The organism is Streptomyces sp. NPDC001515, from assembly GCF_053597115.1.
Map to the genome: position 1 here is coordinate 35,632 of NZ_JBSFHN010000030.1, position 13,422 is coordinate 49,053.

Genomic DNA, 13,422 nt, shown 5'->3' on the forward strand with positions numbered 1-13,422 from the left:
GGCCACAGACCAGCAGCGGGCGGGCCGCGCGTCCACGGCCCGGGGCCCGGACGCTGCGGATGACCAGTGCCGAAGCGGCCCGGTTGGGCACGCGCACAGACGGGCGCCCGGCCCGCTCCCCCGGACCGGGCGGCGGTGTCATCCTCACGGCGCGGGCCGGGCGGCACGGACGTCGGATGCCGGATGCCGTGGACCGGACGGGACACCGGCGCGGTCGGCCGGGGAGACGGAGCGGGTATGCGGCGGCGCGGGGACGGACGGGAGGGGGCGCTCCTCGACGCGTTGCTGGACGGCGACGGCGGCCCGGAACTCGTCCGTCTGGCGGCCGGTGCGCTGGCTTTGCCGGAGCGGGGGCGGTACGCCGTCGCGGTCCTCGTTCCGCGCGCGGACGCCGGTGAACGGCCCGCCGGGGCGCACGGTTTGCGGTTCCTGTGGCGGGTGAGGCCGGGCCGGGAGATCGCCGTCGTCGTGGCCGGGGACGCGGAGGCGGCCTCGGTGGCCGCGGCCGTCTCGGCCGTCCGGCCGGGCCCCGGCGGGGTCGGCCCCGTGGTGGAGGGGCTCTCGGGGCTGGGGGCCGCGCGCCGGCTGGCCGAGGCGGCGCTGCTGGTCTGCGGTCCGGGCACCGAGCGGGCGGTGTGCCTGGCGGGCCGGGTTCCGGCGGCCCTCGTGGCGGGCGGCCCGGACCTCGCGGCCCATCTGGCCGGGGAGGTGTTCGGCCCCCTGCTGGACCGCGCCCCGGCGGACCGGGCGGTGCTCGTGGCGACGCTGGAGGCGTGGCTGGACTGCGAGGGCTCGGCGGCGCGGGCCGCCATCCGCCTGCGCTGCCACCGCAATACGGTCCTCAACCGTCTGCGCCGCCTGGAGGAGCTGACCTCCCGCTCGCTGTCACGGCCCCGGGAGCTGGTGGAGGTGGTCCTCGCCCTGGAGGCGGTCCGCCGCCCGCAGGATCGCGGGTGTCCCTAGCGTGGCGAGCGGGGACGCCCGGACGTAGTGGGGCCCGCGACCAGGGACACCCGGACGCGGTGGGTCGCGACCGGGGACACCCCCGGGCGCGGCCCCACGGCCTCAGAGCGCCACGGTCGGCCGCGACGCCACGCCCCGGCGTCGCCGTCTCACCGCATCAGCTCAGGAAGTCCCGCCCGATGGACTCCGCCACCCGCTCCAGCAGCGGACCGGCCTCGGCCATGCAGACGGCGGAGTCCGGCTCCAGGGCGGTGAGGGGGTAGGCGCGGCGGATGCCGGCGCGGCCGAGGGCCTCCGGGGGGAGGGCGAGGCGTCCGCAGACCGCGACGACGTCGAGACCGGCGGCGCGGGCCGCCGAGGCGACTCCGGCCGGGGCCTTGCCGTGCAGGGTCTGTTCGTCGAGGGAGCCCTCGCCGGTGATGACGAAGGTGGCGCGGGCCAGGGCGGGGGCGAAGCCGAGGACGTCCAGCATCACCTCGATGCCGGGCCGGAAGCGCGCTCCGAGGGCGACGAGGGCCCCGTAACCGACGCCGCCCGCCGCGCCCGCGCCGGGAAGCCCGGCCTGTTCCGGCCCGAGCAGGGAGGCGTAGCGGGCGAGCGCAGCGTCGAGAAGGGCGATGTCGTCCTCGGTGGCGCCCTTCTGCCGGCCGTAGACCTCCGGCGCGCCGGTGGGTCCGGTCAGCGGGTTGTCGACGTCACTGGCGAGGATCAGGTCGACCGCGCCGAGCCGGGGGTCGAGCCCGGACAGATCGGCCGTGGCCAGATCCGCGAGGGCCGCGCCGCCGGGGCCGACGGGCTTGCCGTCCGCGTCCAGGAAGCGGGCGCCGAGCGCGCTCAGCATGCCCGCGCCGCCGTCCGTCGTCGCGCTGCCGCCGACGCCGAAGACGATGGTCCGCGCGCCGGCCTCCACCGCGGCGAGCAGCAGTTCGCCGGAGCCGTACGTGGTGGCCGTCAGCGGGGCGAACACGCCGGAGGGCAGATGCTGGAGGCCGGATGCCTCGGCCATCTCGACGACGGCGGTGGTGCCGCGCACCGCGTAGGCCGCGGTGACGGGGTCGCCCAGCGGTCCGGTCACCCGGGCCTCGCGGCGTTCGAATCCGGCGGCCACCGCGGCCGCCACCGTGCCGTCGCCGCCGTCCGCGACGGGCAGGGCCTCGACCCGCACTCCGGGAACGGCCCGCCGCAGCCCGGCCGTGACCCGCTCCGCGACCTGTACGGCCGTCAGCGAGCCCTTGAACTTGTCCGCCGCGACGAGCACGCGTGCGGTCTCCATCACTGCTCCGTCCGTCACCTTGATTCCCTTTGCATTCGAACAGGCAGTCGCGCCGCCCCGACCCTATCCGCAGCACCCCCTCCCTGCCCATGGGTGTCCGGGCCCTGGACCGCACCCCGGGCAGGGCCGCCGTGCCCGCCGCGCCGCTACGCTGCTGCCGTGACGACCTCCGACTACACCACCTACATCGCCGGTCTGCCCAAGGTGCTAGCGGGCGCGGCCTGCCTGTTCCGCGACGCGCGGGGCCGGGTGCTGCTCGTCGAGCCGAACTACCGGGAGGGCTGGACGCTGCCGGGCGGCACGATCGAGTCGGCGGACGGCGAGACCCCCCGGCAGGCCGCGCGGCGCGAGTCGGCCGAGGAGATCGGGCTGGACCTGGAGCCGGGCCGGCTGCTCTCCGTCGACTGGACCCGGGGCACCGCCCGGCCGCCGATCGTCGCCCATGTGTACGACGGCGGGGTCCTCGACGACGAAGCGTTGAAGGCGATCCGGCTCCAGGAGGAGGAGTTGCTGTCCTGGAAGCTCGTCGAGCCGGCGGAGCTGGACGCGTATCTGCCCGGCGCGCTGCTCTTCCGGGTGCGCGCCTCGCTGGAGGTGCTGGACTCCGGCGCGGGCACGGCGGAGCTGGTGGACGGCCGGCCCGCCGTCTGATCCCTCGGCCGGTGCGGACCGCCCGGGTCAGCCCTGGGTGTCCTGCGGCCTGATCCCGTCCTCGCGTACGGTCTCCTCGCGGGCGGCCGTGCGCGCCTCCGTGCGGTGGCCGCGCGCGATGTAGTCGCGTACGACGAGTTCGACGGCGTCCTGGGGGTTGCCGACCCCCGCCAGGACCATGACTTCGACGACGAGTTCCGCGTCCAGACCCACCATTACCTTCGCCATGGCGGGACGGTAGCAGCCCGGGATATCGCCTCGCCGCAGGCCGCGTCGGCTGCGTACGCTCACCCCATGACACTCGTGGCGATCCTCAGCGGCGCCGGTATCTCCACGGACTCCGGCATTCCCGACTACCGCGGGCCGAACGGCTTGTGGCGCAAGGACCCGGAGTCCGAGAAGCTCGTCCAGTACGACCTGTACATGGCGGACCCGGAGATCCGCCGCCGCTCCTGGCTGATGCGCCGGACGAGCGCCACGTGGAACGCGGAGCCGAACGGGGCGCACCGCGCGGTCGTCGCGCTGGAGCGCGCCGGGGTCCCGGTCCGGGTGATCACGCAGAACGTCGACGGGCTGCACCAACTGGCCGGGATGCCCGCCCGCAAGGTCCTCGAACTGCACGGCACCGCACGCGAGGTGGTCTGCACCCGCTGCCACCGCCGGACGACGATGGCCGAGGCCCTGGACCGGGTGGAGGCCGGGGAGCCGGATCCGCCGTGCCGTGACTGCGGCGGAATCCTCAAGTCGGCGACGGTCATGTTCGGCGAACAGCTGGACCCGGTGGTCCTGGGCGAGGCGATGGCGGTCGCCAAGGCCTGCGAGGTGTTCGTCGCGGTGGGCACCTCGCTCCAGGTGCAGCCCGCCGCCTCGCTGGCCGGCATCGCGGTGGACCACGGCGCCCGACTGATCGTGGTGAACGCGGAGCCGACGCCGTACGACGAGCTGGCCGAGGAGACGATCCGCGAACCGATCGGCACCGCCCTGCCCGCGCTGCTGGAACGCCTGGCGGAGGAATCGGGCGCCTGACCCCGCCCGGCGGGGCCCCGGTACGGTCCGCCCTACGACTCCCGCCGTCTCCCCCGGCCGAAGCTGCCGGCTTTCAAGGCGGGGGACGAACGGGTCAGGCTGGTGCGGGCGGCGGAGGCGACGCCTCAGGCGTTCCTGCCGGCGCGCAGGGGCGCGTAGGGGGTCAGTCCGCCGGGTGCGGGGTCTCGTCCTTGTGGCGGGCGTAGTAGCGGGCCACCCGGGCGCGGTTGCCGCAGCGGGCGGCCGAGCACCAGCGGCGGCGGGGGTGGGCGGGCAGGAAGAGCATCGTGCAGTCGTCCGCCTCGCACTCCCGGACCTTCGCGAGCGCAGGGCCGGCGAGCAGTCGTACGACCTCCTCGGCCAGCGCGGCGGCCACGCGTGCGCCGAGCGGGCCGGTGCGGCGGGGCTCCGCCGTGACCGCGCCGTCCCTCCACTCCGCGAACCGCACGGCGGGAGCGGCGCGTTGCGCCTCGTTCAGGGCGTGCAGATCGGCGGGGTCGGGGCGCTCGCCCCGGCGGGCGGCGGTGAGGGCGCGGGCGGCGTGGGTCCGCACCGCGCGGACGGCCGCCGCGTCGGCCGCGTCCGCCTCGCGTGCCCCGGCGGCACCGGGAAGTCGGCCGGCCTCCAGGGCCAGCCAGCGCAGCAGGCCCTCCGCGTCGGCGAGATGGTCGGGCGGATCGCCCTCGGCTGCGTACGGCAGCGTGTTGAGCAGGTCCAGGGCGAGCGGTTCGCCGGTCAAGGGCTCGGGGCCAGTCATATGACTAATGCTAACTCACCCGCTTGACACATTAGTCGATGGCCTCATAGAACTAATGGGTCATTCCATTGAGGAGGCATGTGAACATGGTGATCCAGACGGTTCCGCAGATCCGCCACCGGCACATCGAGGTCGACGGCGTCCGTGTCTTCTTCCGCGAGTCGCTCCCGTCACCGGGCGCGGACGGCGCCCCGGCGCTGCTCCTGCTGCACGGATTCCCGTCGGCCTCGCACCAGTTCCGCCGGCTGATGGACACCCTCGGCGCCCGCTACCGGCTGATCGCGCCCGACTACCCGGGGTTCGGTCACAGCGACGCCCCCGTCTCCACGTCCGAGGGCGGCTCCTTCGCGTACACCTTCGACCGGCTCGCCGACGTCATGGAGGGCTTTGCGCTCCGGCTCGGGCTGGAGCGCTTCGTGATGTACGTGTTCGACTTCGGCGCCCCCGTGGGGTTCCGGCTCGCGACCCGCCACCCGGAGTGGATCGCCGGACTCGTGGTGCAGAACGGCAACGCGTACGCGGAGGGGCTGTCGCCGATGGCCCGCGACTTCGTCGCGCTGCGGCGGGACACCCCCGGCGCCGCCGACACCGTGCGCGCGCTGCTGACACTGCCGGCGACGCGCGGCCAGTACGAGGGCGGCACCGCCGATCCGGAGCTGGTCGCACCGGACGGCTGGACACTCGACCAGCACTTCCTGGACCTGCCCGGACGCACCGCGCCCCAGCTGGACCTGGCCTTCGACTACCACTCCAACCTGGCGCTCTACCCGCGCTGGCAGGAATGGCTGCGGACGCACACCCCGCCGACGCTCGTCGTCTGGGGCGCGCACGACATGTTCTTCCCCGAGCCCGGCGCCCGCGCCTATCTGCGCGACCTCCCGGACGCCGAACTGCACCTCCTCGACACCGGGCACTTCGCGCTGGAGGACCGGCTGCCGGTGATCGCCCCGCTGATCGCCGCCTTCCTCGACCGTGTGGGGGCCTCCGGGGGGCGTCCGGTAGGATGAGACGCTGCGAAGGGGAGTAGCCCCGCGAACCGGTCGTCGACACACTGGAACCCCCGGGTTCCCGGTGGCCGGGTCCGCGCTCCGGTGCGGACGGGCGAGACCTTCGGTCAGGTATGACACGTCCACATCCCGTGGGCGGTGCCGTCATGCCGGGCCGAGTGGTCCTCCGAGACGCCCGAGCGGCACTTCGCGGAAGATCCGGAGCCCGGCTCCTACAGAAAGCCACCCGGAATGCATCTCGACCCCCTGGCGATCATCACCGCTTTCGGGCTGATCTTCCTCGCCGAACTCCCCGACAAGACGATGTTCGCGTCCCTCGCCATGGGCACGCGCATGCGTCCGCTCTATGTCTGGTTCGGCACCTCGTCCGCGTTCATCGTCCATGTCGCCATCGCGGTCGGGGCGGGCGGCCTGCTGGGGCTGCTGCCCGGCTGGATCGTCAAGATCGTCTCCGCCGCGCTGTTCGCCTTCGGCGCCTTCATGCTGCTGCGGGCCGACGGGGGCGACGACGAGGACGAGGACGGCCCGAAGACGGTGACCGGCTTCTGGCCGGTGTACTCGACCGCGTTCATGGCCGTGTTCATCAGCGAGTGGGGCGATCTGACGCAGATCACCACGGCCAACCTGGCAGCGAGCAACGGCGCCTGGTCCACCGCCATCGGCTCCGCCGCCGCCCTGATGTCCGTATCGGCACTGGCGCTCCTGGCGGGCCGCTTCATCGCCAAGCGCGTCCCGCTGAAGACGGTCCAGCGCATCGGCGGACTGTGCATGCTGGGTCTGGCGATCTGGACCGTGATCGAGATCTTCGTCTGATCCTGGCCTTCGTCTGATCCGGGCCTTCGTCGGACCGTGGTCCTCGTCCGGTCCGGCGGACAGGACGAGGAAGGGGGTGGGCCCCGCGTATGCGCGCGGGGCCCACCCCCTTTTCCGCGGTCGGCGATCCTCGGCGATCGGCGCGGGTCCGGATTCCCTAGAACAGCGCCGGAACGGCGTCCTCCGTGCCGTTCTCGAACGCCAGCAGCCGCTGTTTGCGGTCCAGGCCGCCGCCGTAGCCGGTGAGCCCGCCCGAGGCCCCGATCACCCGGTGACAGGGCACGATGATCCCCACCGGGTTCTTGCCGTTCGCCAGGCCCACCGCCCGGGAGGCCCCCGGCTTGCCCAGGTTCCCGGCCAGTTCCCCGTACGTCCGGGTCTCGCCGTACGGGATGCGCAGCAGCTCCGCCCAGACGAGGCGCTGGAACGGGGTGCCCTCCAGACGCAGCGGAAGGTCGAAGGCGCGCAGCTCACCGGCGAAGTAGGCGTCCAGTTGCTCGACCGCCTCGTCGAATGGGGCGGGATCGGGGACGCCGAAGGTCTCCTCGGGCGGCCGGTGCCGCTGTCCCGTCATGTACAGGCCGCAGAGGACGCCGTCGGAGGCGACGAGGGTCAGCGGCCCGTAGGGGCTGTCGGTCACGGTGTGCCGGCGCTCGGCAGGGGCGGTGGACGCGGATGCGGCGGATGCGGATGCGGTGCTCACGAGGAACCTTCGGCTGGCGCTGGGGCTGAGGCTGAGGCTGGGGGGAGATGGTTGATCGGGTGGTCGTCGACGGTCCAGAGGTACTGGACGGCGTACGCGCGCCAGGGCCGCCAGTCCGCGGCGCGGGCGGTCAGTGCGGCGGGGGTCGAGGGCAGGCCCAGGTGCTGGGCGGCCCGGCGGATGCCCAGGTCCGTCGGCAGGAAGGCATCCGGGTCGCCCAGCGCTCGCATCGCGATGACCTCGACGGTCCAGGGCCCGAATCCGGGCAGGGCGCCCAGGTCGGCGCGGGCGCGTTCCCAGTCGCTGTCCGGGCCCAGCCGCAGCGAGCCGTCCGCGAGCGCGCCGACGAGCGTGGTGAGCGTCCGGCGGCGGCTGCGCGGGAGCGCCAGCCCTTCGGGGTCCAGCCCGGCCAGGGCCTCCGGGGCCGGAAAGAGGTGGGTCAGCCCGCCTTCCGGGTCCTCCACGGGCGTGCCGTGTGCGGTGACCAGCCGGGCCGCGTGCGTCCGGGCGGCCGCGGTGGAGACCTGCTGCCCGAGGACGGCCCGTACGGCGAACTCCGCGCCGTCCACCGTGCGCGGAACCCTGCGGCCGGGGGCGGTGTCGACCAGCGGAGCGAGCAGGGCGTCGGCGCGCAGCTGGGCGTCCACGGCGACCGGATCGGCGTCCAGGTCGAGCAGCCAGCGGCAGCGGCTGATGGCCCGGGTGAGGTCGCGGGGGTCGGTGAGGGAGAGCCGGCAGGCGATGTGGTCGGGACGGGGGGCGAGGGTCACGATGCCGTGGCCGTGCGGCAGGTCGAGGGTGCGGCGGTAGGCGCCGTCGCGCCACTCCTCGACGCCGGGGACGGCGGTCGCGGCCAGGTGCCCGAAGAGGTTGCTCGGGTTGAGCGGGGCGCGGTACGGAAGCCTCAGCGCGATCACGCCGGGTACGGCCGGGGGGCGGGCCGAGCGGGCGGCGCGGGCGCGCAGTTCTCCGGGGGCCAGGGCGAAGACCTCGCGGACGGTCTCGTTGAAGGTGCGGATCGAGGAGAACCCGGCGGCGAAGGCGACCTCGGCCATGGGCATTCCGGTCGTCTCGATGAGCACCCGCGCGGTCTGGGCCCGCTGCGCGCGGGCGAGGGCCAGCGGTCCGGCACCCAGCTCGGCGAGCAGTTGCCGTTCGATCTGGCGGGCCGAGTAGCCGAGCCGCGCGGCCAGGCCGGGGACGCCCTCGCGGTCGACGACGCCGTCCCTGATCAGGCGCATCGCGCGGGCCACCGAGTCGGCGCGGGCGTTCCACTCGGGCGATCCGGGGCTGGTGTCGGGCCGGCAGCGCTTGCAGGCCCGGAATCCGGCCTGCTGGCAGGCGGCGGCGCTCGGGTAGAACGTCATGTTCTCGGTCTTGGGCGGGACGACCGGGCAGCTGGGGCGGCAGTAGATGCGGGTGGTCAGGACCGCGGTGAAGAACCAGCCGTCGAAGCGGGCGTCCTTGGACTGGACGGCCCGCACGCAGCGCTCGGTGTCGGTGTGCATGGTCCCAGCATGAGTCACCGGCCCGGCCCGGGGCTGGCGGAAATCCGACATGGGCGTGCGCCGCCCGTCCCCCTGCCGCCCCGCCCATGCGGGCCCGGGTGAGAGGGCGGGCGGCGAGTTGACAGACGCCCGCGCGGTGAGAGCCTGGAGGAGGCCCCGGGTCCGGTGGGCCGCGGTAGGGCCCGTAGGAGCTGTACGAGCCGCAGGGACCGGTGTCCGGTGGGCCGGTTGTCCGGCCGGGCCCGCGCTGGGCGGGCCCCTCTCCGGACCTCTCTCCGGACCCCTCCGCACCGCATCGCATCCCGTCGCACCGACGCGCAAGGGAGAACCGTCATGACGGACGCCTCGTCCGCGCCGATCTGTTCCCACCTCGACCAGGTGCGGCGCGTCCCGCCGGACAGCCCCGACTCCTGCCCCCAGTGCGTGGCGCAGGGTGACAGCTGGGTGCATCTGCGCATGTGCCAGAGCTGCGGGCACGTCGGCTGCTGCGACTCCTCGCGCAACCAGCACGCCACCGCCCATTTCCGGGCCTCGGGCCATCCTCTGGTCCGCTCCTACGAACCGGGCGAGACCTGGTGGTGGTGCTACGAGGACCAGGTCACCTTCGACGTGGAGGGCGTCGGCCCCGCGCGGGAGGCCTGAGCATCCGCCACGCTCCCGGGCCGGGGGCGGACGAACGCCCCCGGCCTCAGCGCTGGGCCGCCAGCGCCTCCTCGAACTCCACGTACGCGTGCGCGTCGAAGAGCACGAAGCGCACCTCCTCGACGGGCGGCGCGGCCTCGGCCAGCACGGTGCGGACGGCGATGCGCGCGCCGTCGTCCATCGGCCAGCCGTAGATGCCGGTGGAGACCGCGGGGAAGGCGATCGTCCGCGCGCCCAGCTCCGCCGCGACCTTCAGGGACTCCCGGTAGCAGGACTCCAGGAGGGCCGAGCGGTCCTCGGCGCTGCTGTAGACGGGTCCGACCGTGTGGACGACCCAGCGGGCGTCGAGCCGTCCGGCGGTGGTGGCGACGGCCTGGCCGGTGGGCAGCCCCCTGCCGTACCGGGAGGCGCGCAGGTCGCGGCAGGCGGCCAGGATCTCCGGGCCGCCCCTGCGGTGGATCGCGCCGTCGACCCCGCCGCCGCCGAGCAGCGAGGAGTTCGCGGCGTTGACGACGACATCGACCGACTGCTGGGTGATGTCGCCCCGGACGAGGGTGACGGCGACGGTGGAAGGTGTGCGCATGTGGCCATTCTGCCGTTGCCGGACGGGCTGTGGGGGCCGGTGGGGCTCCCGGGCCTCCGCCCGTCAGCGGCGGACGGCCGGCCCCGTCTCCCGCAGCCGCCGCCAGACGGCCTTCGCCGCGTGGTGTCCGGACATGCCGTGCACCCCGGGGCCGGGCGGAGTCGCCGAGGAGCAGATGTAGACCGACGGGTGCGGGGTCGCGTACGGGATGCGGGCGAGCCGGGGGCGGATCACGGTCTGGAGTCCGGCGAAGGCCCCGCAGGCGACGTCTCCGTCCACGTAGTTGGCGTTGCGGGCGGCCAGCTGCGGCGGACCGGCGACCGCGCGGGCGAGCACCAGATCGCGGAAGCCCGGGGCGAAGCGCTCCAGTTGGCGTTCGACGACCTCGGTGGCGTCGCCCTCCCAGCCCGCCGGGACGTGTCCGTACGCCCAGAAGACGTGCTTGCCCTCCGGGGCGCGGGACGGGTCGAAGAGGCTGGGCTGGGCGGTGATGAGGAAGGGCACGCTCGGGTCGCGCCCGGTGACGGCGGCGCGGAGCGCACGGTCGATCTCGCCGGCCGTGGGGCCGATGTGGACCGTGCCGGCGCGGCGGGCCTCTTCGGCGGTCCAGGGGACGGGGCCCGAGAGCGCGTAGTCGATCTTGAAGCAGGAGGCGCCGTAGCGGTATCCCCGGTAGGCGCGGCCGAGTCCGGCGATCCTGGCGAGCGCGGTCGGTGAGGTGTCGAAGATGTAAGCGCGGGCAGGCGGCAGTTCGTCCAGCCGCTTGACCTCGGTGCCGGTGCGGATGACGCCGCCCTGCTCGCGGAGGTACCCGGCGAGCGCGTCGGAGATGGCCTGGGAGCCGCCGCGCGGCACCGGCCAGCCGCGCTCGTGGGCGGCGAGCGCGAAGAGCAGGGCGATGCCGCCGGTCGCGAGGCCGCTCGTGGGCGCGATGGCGTGGGCGGCGAGTCCGGCGATCAGGCCCCGGGCCTTCTCGCCCCGGAAGCGGCGGGAGAGCAGGGTGGCGGGCTGGAGCGCGTCGAGCCCGAAGCGGATCCAGCGGTAGGGGTCGCGGGGCAGCCCGTCCCACGGGGTGCGCAGGAAGTCCTGCGCGAGGGTGTCCCAGTGGCCGACGTAGGGTTCGACCAGGCGCCGGTACGCGCCCGCGTCCTGCGGGCCGAGCGCCATGGCGGTCTCCCCCACCGAGGCCGCCAGCACGGCCGCCGTGCCGTCCGGGAAGGGGTGGGCCAGGGCCAGCTCGGGCTGGAGCCATTCCAGGCCGTGGCGGGTGAGCGGCATCGTGTCGAAGGCGGGCGAGCCGATGCCCAGCGGGTGGACGGCCGAGCAGGTGTCGTGCCGGAAGCCCGGCAGCGTCAGCTCCTCCGTGCGGGCACCGCCGCCGACGGTCGCTCCGGCCTCGAAGACCTCCACGGCATAGCCCCTGCGGGCCAGTTCGACCGCGGCGGTCAGTCCATTGGGGCCCGCCCCCACGACGACTGCATCGAGCATCGACGGCACCTTCGGACTCCTTTGTCAGCCGACGGTCTGGTCACCCAGGATATTCCCCGGCACCGACAGCGGGGGCGCGGGTAGGGTCACGGCCGATGACCACCACTCCGCATTCCGCGCCACGACGCCGGCCCGCCCCCGACGCCACGCCCGCCGCCCGCGCCGATGTCTCCCTGCCGCCCCGGATCGCCGCCATGGCCGGGCAGTTGACCGCCGTCCCGGGGATCCGGGCGGTCGCGCTCGGCGGCAGCCGGGCCCGGGGCACGCACCGCCCGGACTCCGACTGGGACCTCGGGCTGTACTACCGGGGCGCGCCGGACCTCGCCGCGCTGACCGCACTGGCCTCGGGGTTCCAGGGTTCGCCCGTCGAGGTCGCCGGTCCGGGCGGCTGGGGCCCCTGGGTCGACGGCGGAGCCTGGCTCCGGGTGGACGGCGTCCAGGTGGACTGGATCCTGCGCGATCTGGACCGCGTGGCATCGGTCTGGGCCGACTGCCGCGAGGGCCGCTTCGAGGTGGGGATCCAGCCCGGCCATCCGCTCGGCTTCTGGTCCCCCGCGTATCCGGGCGAGGTCGCGCTCGCGCGCGTACTGTCCGATCCGCACGGCGAGTTGACGCGGCTGCGGGAGGAGACGGCCCGGTATCCGGAACCGCTGCGCCGGGCGCTGGGCGATGCGGCCTGGGAGGCGGACTTCTCGGTCGCCGCCGCCGCCAAGTCGGCCGGTGCGGACGACCGGCTCCATGTGGCGCTCTGCCTCTCCAGGGCCTTCGGCATCCTGGCCCAGGCCCTGCACGCCCACCACCGCACCTGGTGCCTCAACGAGAAGGGCGCCCTCGCCGCCGCCGACGCCCTCCCGGACACCCCTTCCGGCTTCGCGGAACGGGCCGGGGAGGCGCTGCGCGCGCTGGACGCGGGTGCGGTGGAGTCGGCGGGAGCGCTCGTCCGGGAGGTACGGGCGGTGCTGTCGGCCGCGTCCTGAGCACCGGCGCCCGGCTCGCCGCGCGTGGCCGCGGGCCGCCGGCGCCCTGCGGGGCGGCACCTGCCCCGGTCGGGCCCCGGCGCCCGCCCTGGGGGCCGCGCCGTGCCGCCCGGTCAGGCCCCGGTGCGCAGCGCGGTCAGCACACGGTCGGCGGTCGCGCGGTCGCGGGCGGCGGTGAAGGGCAGCGCGTTGCCGCCGGTGATGCGGAAGGGCTCGCCGGACAGCGTGGCCTGGTGGCCGCCCGCCTCGGCGACCAGGAGCAGGCCCGCCGCGTGGTCCCACGCGTACTCCCAGTTGAAGGCGACGGCCTCGATCTCGCCACGGGCGACGGCGAGGTATTCGAGACCGGCCGAACCGCAGGGGCGGGGCTCGATGCCCTCGGTGTTCAGGCCCAGCAGGGCCCGCTTCTGCGCGTCCGTCGTGTAGTCGGGGTGCGATGTGGCGACCCGGAGCGCGGCGTCGGGGGCGGGCGAGCCGGAGCGTATGGGGGTGCCGTCGAGCACGGCCCCGCCGCCGCGCACGGCGACGGCCATCGAGTCGAGCGCGGCGGCGTACGTCCAGGAGGCCAGCAGCTCGCCCCGGTGGGCGAGGGCGACCAGGGTGCAGAATCCGGTCTCGCCCCGGACGAACTGGCGGGTGCCGTCCACCGGGTCGACGATCCAGACCGGGGCCTCGCCGCTCAGCTCCTCGTACACCGCCGGGTCGGCGTGCACGGCCTCCTCTCCGACGACCACGGAACCGGGCAGGATCCGGCTCAGGGAGGCGGTGAGGTGCCGCTCGGCCAGCCGGTCGGCGGCGGTGACCAGATCGTGCGGTCCGTTCTTCTCGACGATCTCCTCCTCGGTGAGCCGCCGATGGCGCGGCATGATCTCGGCGGCGGCCGCTGCGCGGACCGCCGCCTCGACCTCGGACAGGTCCCCGGCGAGAAAGTCATCGATCATGCCCCCAGCTAAGCACGGGGCTCCGGGGCGCCGACGACCCGGTCATGGCCGGGAGGTGGCCGCGGGACGGCGGGGCGCGAAGGGTGCCCC

15 protein-coding genes are annotated in these 13,422 nt (G+C 74.9%); 7 read left to right on the forward strand and 8 right to left on the reverse strand.

The genetic code is table 11. The annotated features are described in order from the left end of the window. Positions 1–237 precede the first annotated feature (237 nt). Positions 238–963 (forward strand): PucR family transcriptional regulator, encoded by a 726-nt coding sequence (locus ACWCXC_RS27725; protein WP_450890858.1) that lies wholly within the window; start codon positions 238–240, stop codon positions 961–963. Between the two features lie 157 nt (positions 964–1,120). Here ACWCXC_RS27725 and ACWCXC_RS27730 read toward each other — a convergent pair whose 3' ends face one another. Beyond that, positions 1,121–2,236: a glycerate kinase gene (locus tag ACWCXC_RS27730; RefSeq protein ID WP_450890859.1), complete on the reverse strand. Its 1,116-nt coding sequence runs from the start codon at positions 2,234–2,236 to the stop codon at positions 1,121–1,123. A gap of 159 nt (positions 2,237–2,395) precedes the next feature. Here ACWCXC_RS27730 and ACWCXC_RS27735 point away from each other — a divergent pair, with 159 nt between their 5' ends. Then, on the forward strand, positions 2,396–2,887 hold the full coding sequence (locus ACWCXC_RS27735) for an NUDIX domain-containing protein (RefSeq protein ID WP_450684349.1): 492 nt from the start codon (positions 2,396–2,398) through the stop codon (positions 2,885–2,887). A 27-nt stretch (positions 2,888–2,914) separates the two neighbouring features. Here the strand turns inward: ACWCXC_RS27735 and ACWCXC_RS27740 are convergent, their stop codons facing one another. Further along, complete coding sequence (locus ACWCXC_RS27740; protein WP_450684348.1) at positions 2,915–3,115, reverse strand: DUF2191 domain-containing protein; 201 nt, start codon at positions 3,113–3,115, stop codon at positions 2,915–2,917. 66 nt (positions 3,116–3,181) lie between these two features. On the opposite strand from ACWCXC_RS27740, the gene ACWCXC_RS27745 reads away from it, so the two are divergent. Then, positions 3,182–3,913: an SIR2 family NAD-dependent protein deacylase gene (locus tag ACWCXC_RS27745; RefSeq protein WP_450890860.1), complete on the forward strand. Its 732-nt coding sequence runs from the start codon at positions 3,182–3,184 to the stop codon at positions 3,911–3,913. A gap of 163 nt (positions 3,914–4,076) precedes the next feature. Here the strand turns inward: ACWCXC_RS27745 and ACWCXC_RS27750 are convergent, their stop codons facing one another. Continuing rightward, a complete protein-coding gene (locus ACWCXC_RS27750; RefSeq protein ID WP_450890861.1) occupies positions 4,077–4,670 on the reverse strand; it encodes a CGNR zinc finger domain-containing protein in 594 nt (197 codons plus the stop codon). 86 nt (positions 4,671–4,756) lie between these two features. Between ACWCXC_RS27750 and ACWCXC_RS27755 the strand changes: the two genes are divergently transcribed. Continuing rightward, positions 4,757–5,677: an alpha/beta fold hydrolase gene (locus tag ACWCXC_RS27755; protein WP_450684345.1), complete on the forward strand. Its 921-nt coding sequence runs from the start codon at positions 4,757–4,759 to the stop codon at positions 5,675–5,677. Between the two features lie 231 nt (positions 5,678–5,908). Next, on the forward strand, positions 5,909–6,490 hold the full coding sequence (locus ACWCXC_RS27760) for a TMEM165/GDT1 family protein (RefSeq protein WP_383638964.1): 582 nt from the start codon (positions 5,909–5,911) through the stop codon (positions 6,488–6,490). A gap of 157 nt (positions 6,491–6,647) precedes the next feature. On the opposite strand, the gene ACWCXC_RS27765 is transcribed toward ACWCXC_RS27760, so the two are convergent. Beyond that, the gene (locus tag ACWCXC_RS27765; protein ID WP_450684344.1) at positions 6,648–7,193 is read right to left on the reverse strand and encodes a methylated-DNA--[protein]-cysteine S-methyltransferase; all 546 of its coding nucleotides are present in this window, start codon (positions 7,191–7,193) and stop codon (positions 6,648–6,650) included. Further along, positions 7,190–8,701 (reverse strand): AlkA N-terminal domain-containing protein, encoded by a 1,512-nt coding sequence (locus tag ACWCXC_RS27770; protein ID WP_450890862.1) that lies wholly within the window; start codon positions 8,699–8,701, stop codon positions 7,190–7,192. Before ACWCXC_RS27770 ends, ACWCXC_RS27765 begins: the two co-directional genes overlap by 4 nt. Before the next feature lie 333 nt (positions 8,702–9,034). On the opposite strand from ACWCXC_RS27770, the gene ACWCXC_RS27775 reads away from it, so the two are divergent. Beyond that, complete coding sequence (locus ACWCXC_RS27775; RefSeq protein WP_450684342.1) at positions 9,035–9,343, forward strand: UBP-type zinc finger domain-containing protein; 309 nt, start codon at positions 9,035–9,037, stop codon at positions 9,341–9,343. Between the two features lie 46 nt (positions 9,344–9,389). Here the strand turns inward: ACWCXC_RS27775 and ACWCXC_RS27780 are convergent, their stop codons facing one another. Both ACWCXC_RS27780 and ACWCXC_RS27785 read right to left on the reverse strand, forming a co-directional pair. After that, positions 9,390–9,926 (reverse strand): O-acetyl-ADP-ribose deacetylase, encoded by a 537-nt coding sequence (locus ACWCXC_RS27780; protein WP_450684341.1) that lies wholly within the window; start codon positions 9,924–9,926, stop codon positions 9,390–9,392. 63 nt (positions 9,927–9,989) lie between these two features. Beyond that, positions 9,990–11,423 carry a phytoene desaturase family protein gene (locus tag ACWCXC_RS27785; RefSeq protein ID WP_450890863.1) on the reverse strand — a complete coding sequence of 478 codons (1,434 nt, stop codon included), beginning with the start codon at positions 11,421–11,423 and terminating at the stop codon, positions 9,990–9,992. A 185-nt stretch (positions 11,424–11,608) separates the two neighbouring features. Here ACWCXC_RS27785 and ACWCXC_RS27790 point away from each other — a divergent pair, with 185 nt between their 5' ends. Then, a complete protein-coding gene (locus tag ACWCXC_RS27790) occupies positions 11,609–12,391 on the forward strand; it encodes a nucleotidyltransferase domain-containing protein (RefSeq protein ID WP_450684367.1) in 783 nt (260 codons plus the stop codon). A gap of 113 nt (positions 12,392–12,504) precedes the next feature. On the opposite strand, the gene ACWCXC_RS27795 is transcribed toward ACWCXC_RS27790, so the two are convergent. Further along, positions 12,505–13,332: an inositol monophosphatase family protein gene (locus tag ACWCXC_RS27795; protein WP_450684339.1), complete on the reverse strand. Its 828-nt coding sequence runs from the start codon at positions 13,330–13,332 to the stop codon at positions 12,505–12,507. Positions 13,333–13,422: the final 90 nt, after the last annotated feature.

What these genes read in the sequence shown, in the direction of transcription:
- ACWCXC_RS27760 (WP_383638964.1), top strand. Translation starts at nt 5,909, where the DNA reads ATGCATCTCGACCCCCTGGCGATCATCACCGCTTTCGGGCTGATCTTC.
- ACWCXC_RS27780 (WP_450684341.1), bottom strand. Translation starts at nt 9,926, where the DNA reads ATGCGCACACCTTCCACCGTCGCCGTCACCCTCGTCCGGGGCGACATC.
- ACWCXC_RS27730 (WP_450890859.1), bottom strand. Translation starts at nt 2,236, where the DNA reads ATGGAGACCGCACGCGTGCTCGTCGCGGCGGACAAGTTCAAGGGCTCG.
- ACWCXC_RS27750 (WP_450890861.1), bottom strand. Translation starts at nt 4,670, where the DNA reads ATGACTGGCCCCGAGCCCTTGACCGGCGAACCGCTCGCCCTGGACCTG.
- ACWCXC_RS27775 (WP_450684342.1), top strand. Translation starts at nt 9,035, where the DNA reads ATGACGGACGCCTCGTCCGCGCCGATCTGTTCCCACCTCGACCAGGTG.
- ACWCXC_RS27755 (WP_450684345.1), top strand. Translation starts at nt 4,757, where the DNA reads ATGGTGATCCAGACGGTTCCGCAGATCCGCCACCGGCACATCGAGGTC.
- ACWCXC_RS27770 (WP_450890862.1), bottom strand. Translation starts at nt 8,701, where the DNA reads ATGCACACCGACACCGAGCGCTGCGTGCGGGCCGTCCAGTCCAAGGAC.
- ACWCXC_RS27725 (WP_450890858.1), top strand. Translation starts at nt 238, where the DNA reads ATGCGGCGGCGCGGGGACGGACGGGAGGGGGCGCTCCTCGACGCGTTG.
- ACWCXC_RS27745 (WP_450890860.1), top strand. Translation starts at nt 3,182, where the DNA reads ATGACACTCGTGGCGATCCTCAGCGGCGCCGGTATCTCCACGGACTCC.
- ACWCXC_RS27790 (WP_450684367.1), top strand. Translation starts at nt 11,609, where the DNA reads ATGGCCGGGCAGTTGACCGCCGTCCCGGGGATCCGGGCGGTCGCGCTC.
- ACWCXC_RS27740 (WP_450684348.1), bottom strand. Translation starts at nt 3,115, where the DNA reads ATGGCGAAGGTAATGGTGGGTCTGGACGCGGAACTCGTCGTCGAAGTC.
- ACWCXC_RS27795 (WP_450684339.1), bottom strand. Translation starts at nt 13,332, where the DNA reads ATGATCGATGACTTTCTCGCCGGGGACCTGTCCGAGGTCGAGGCGGCG.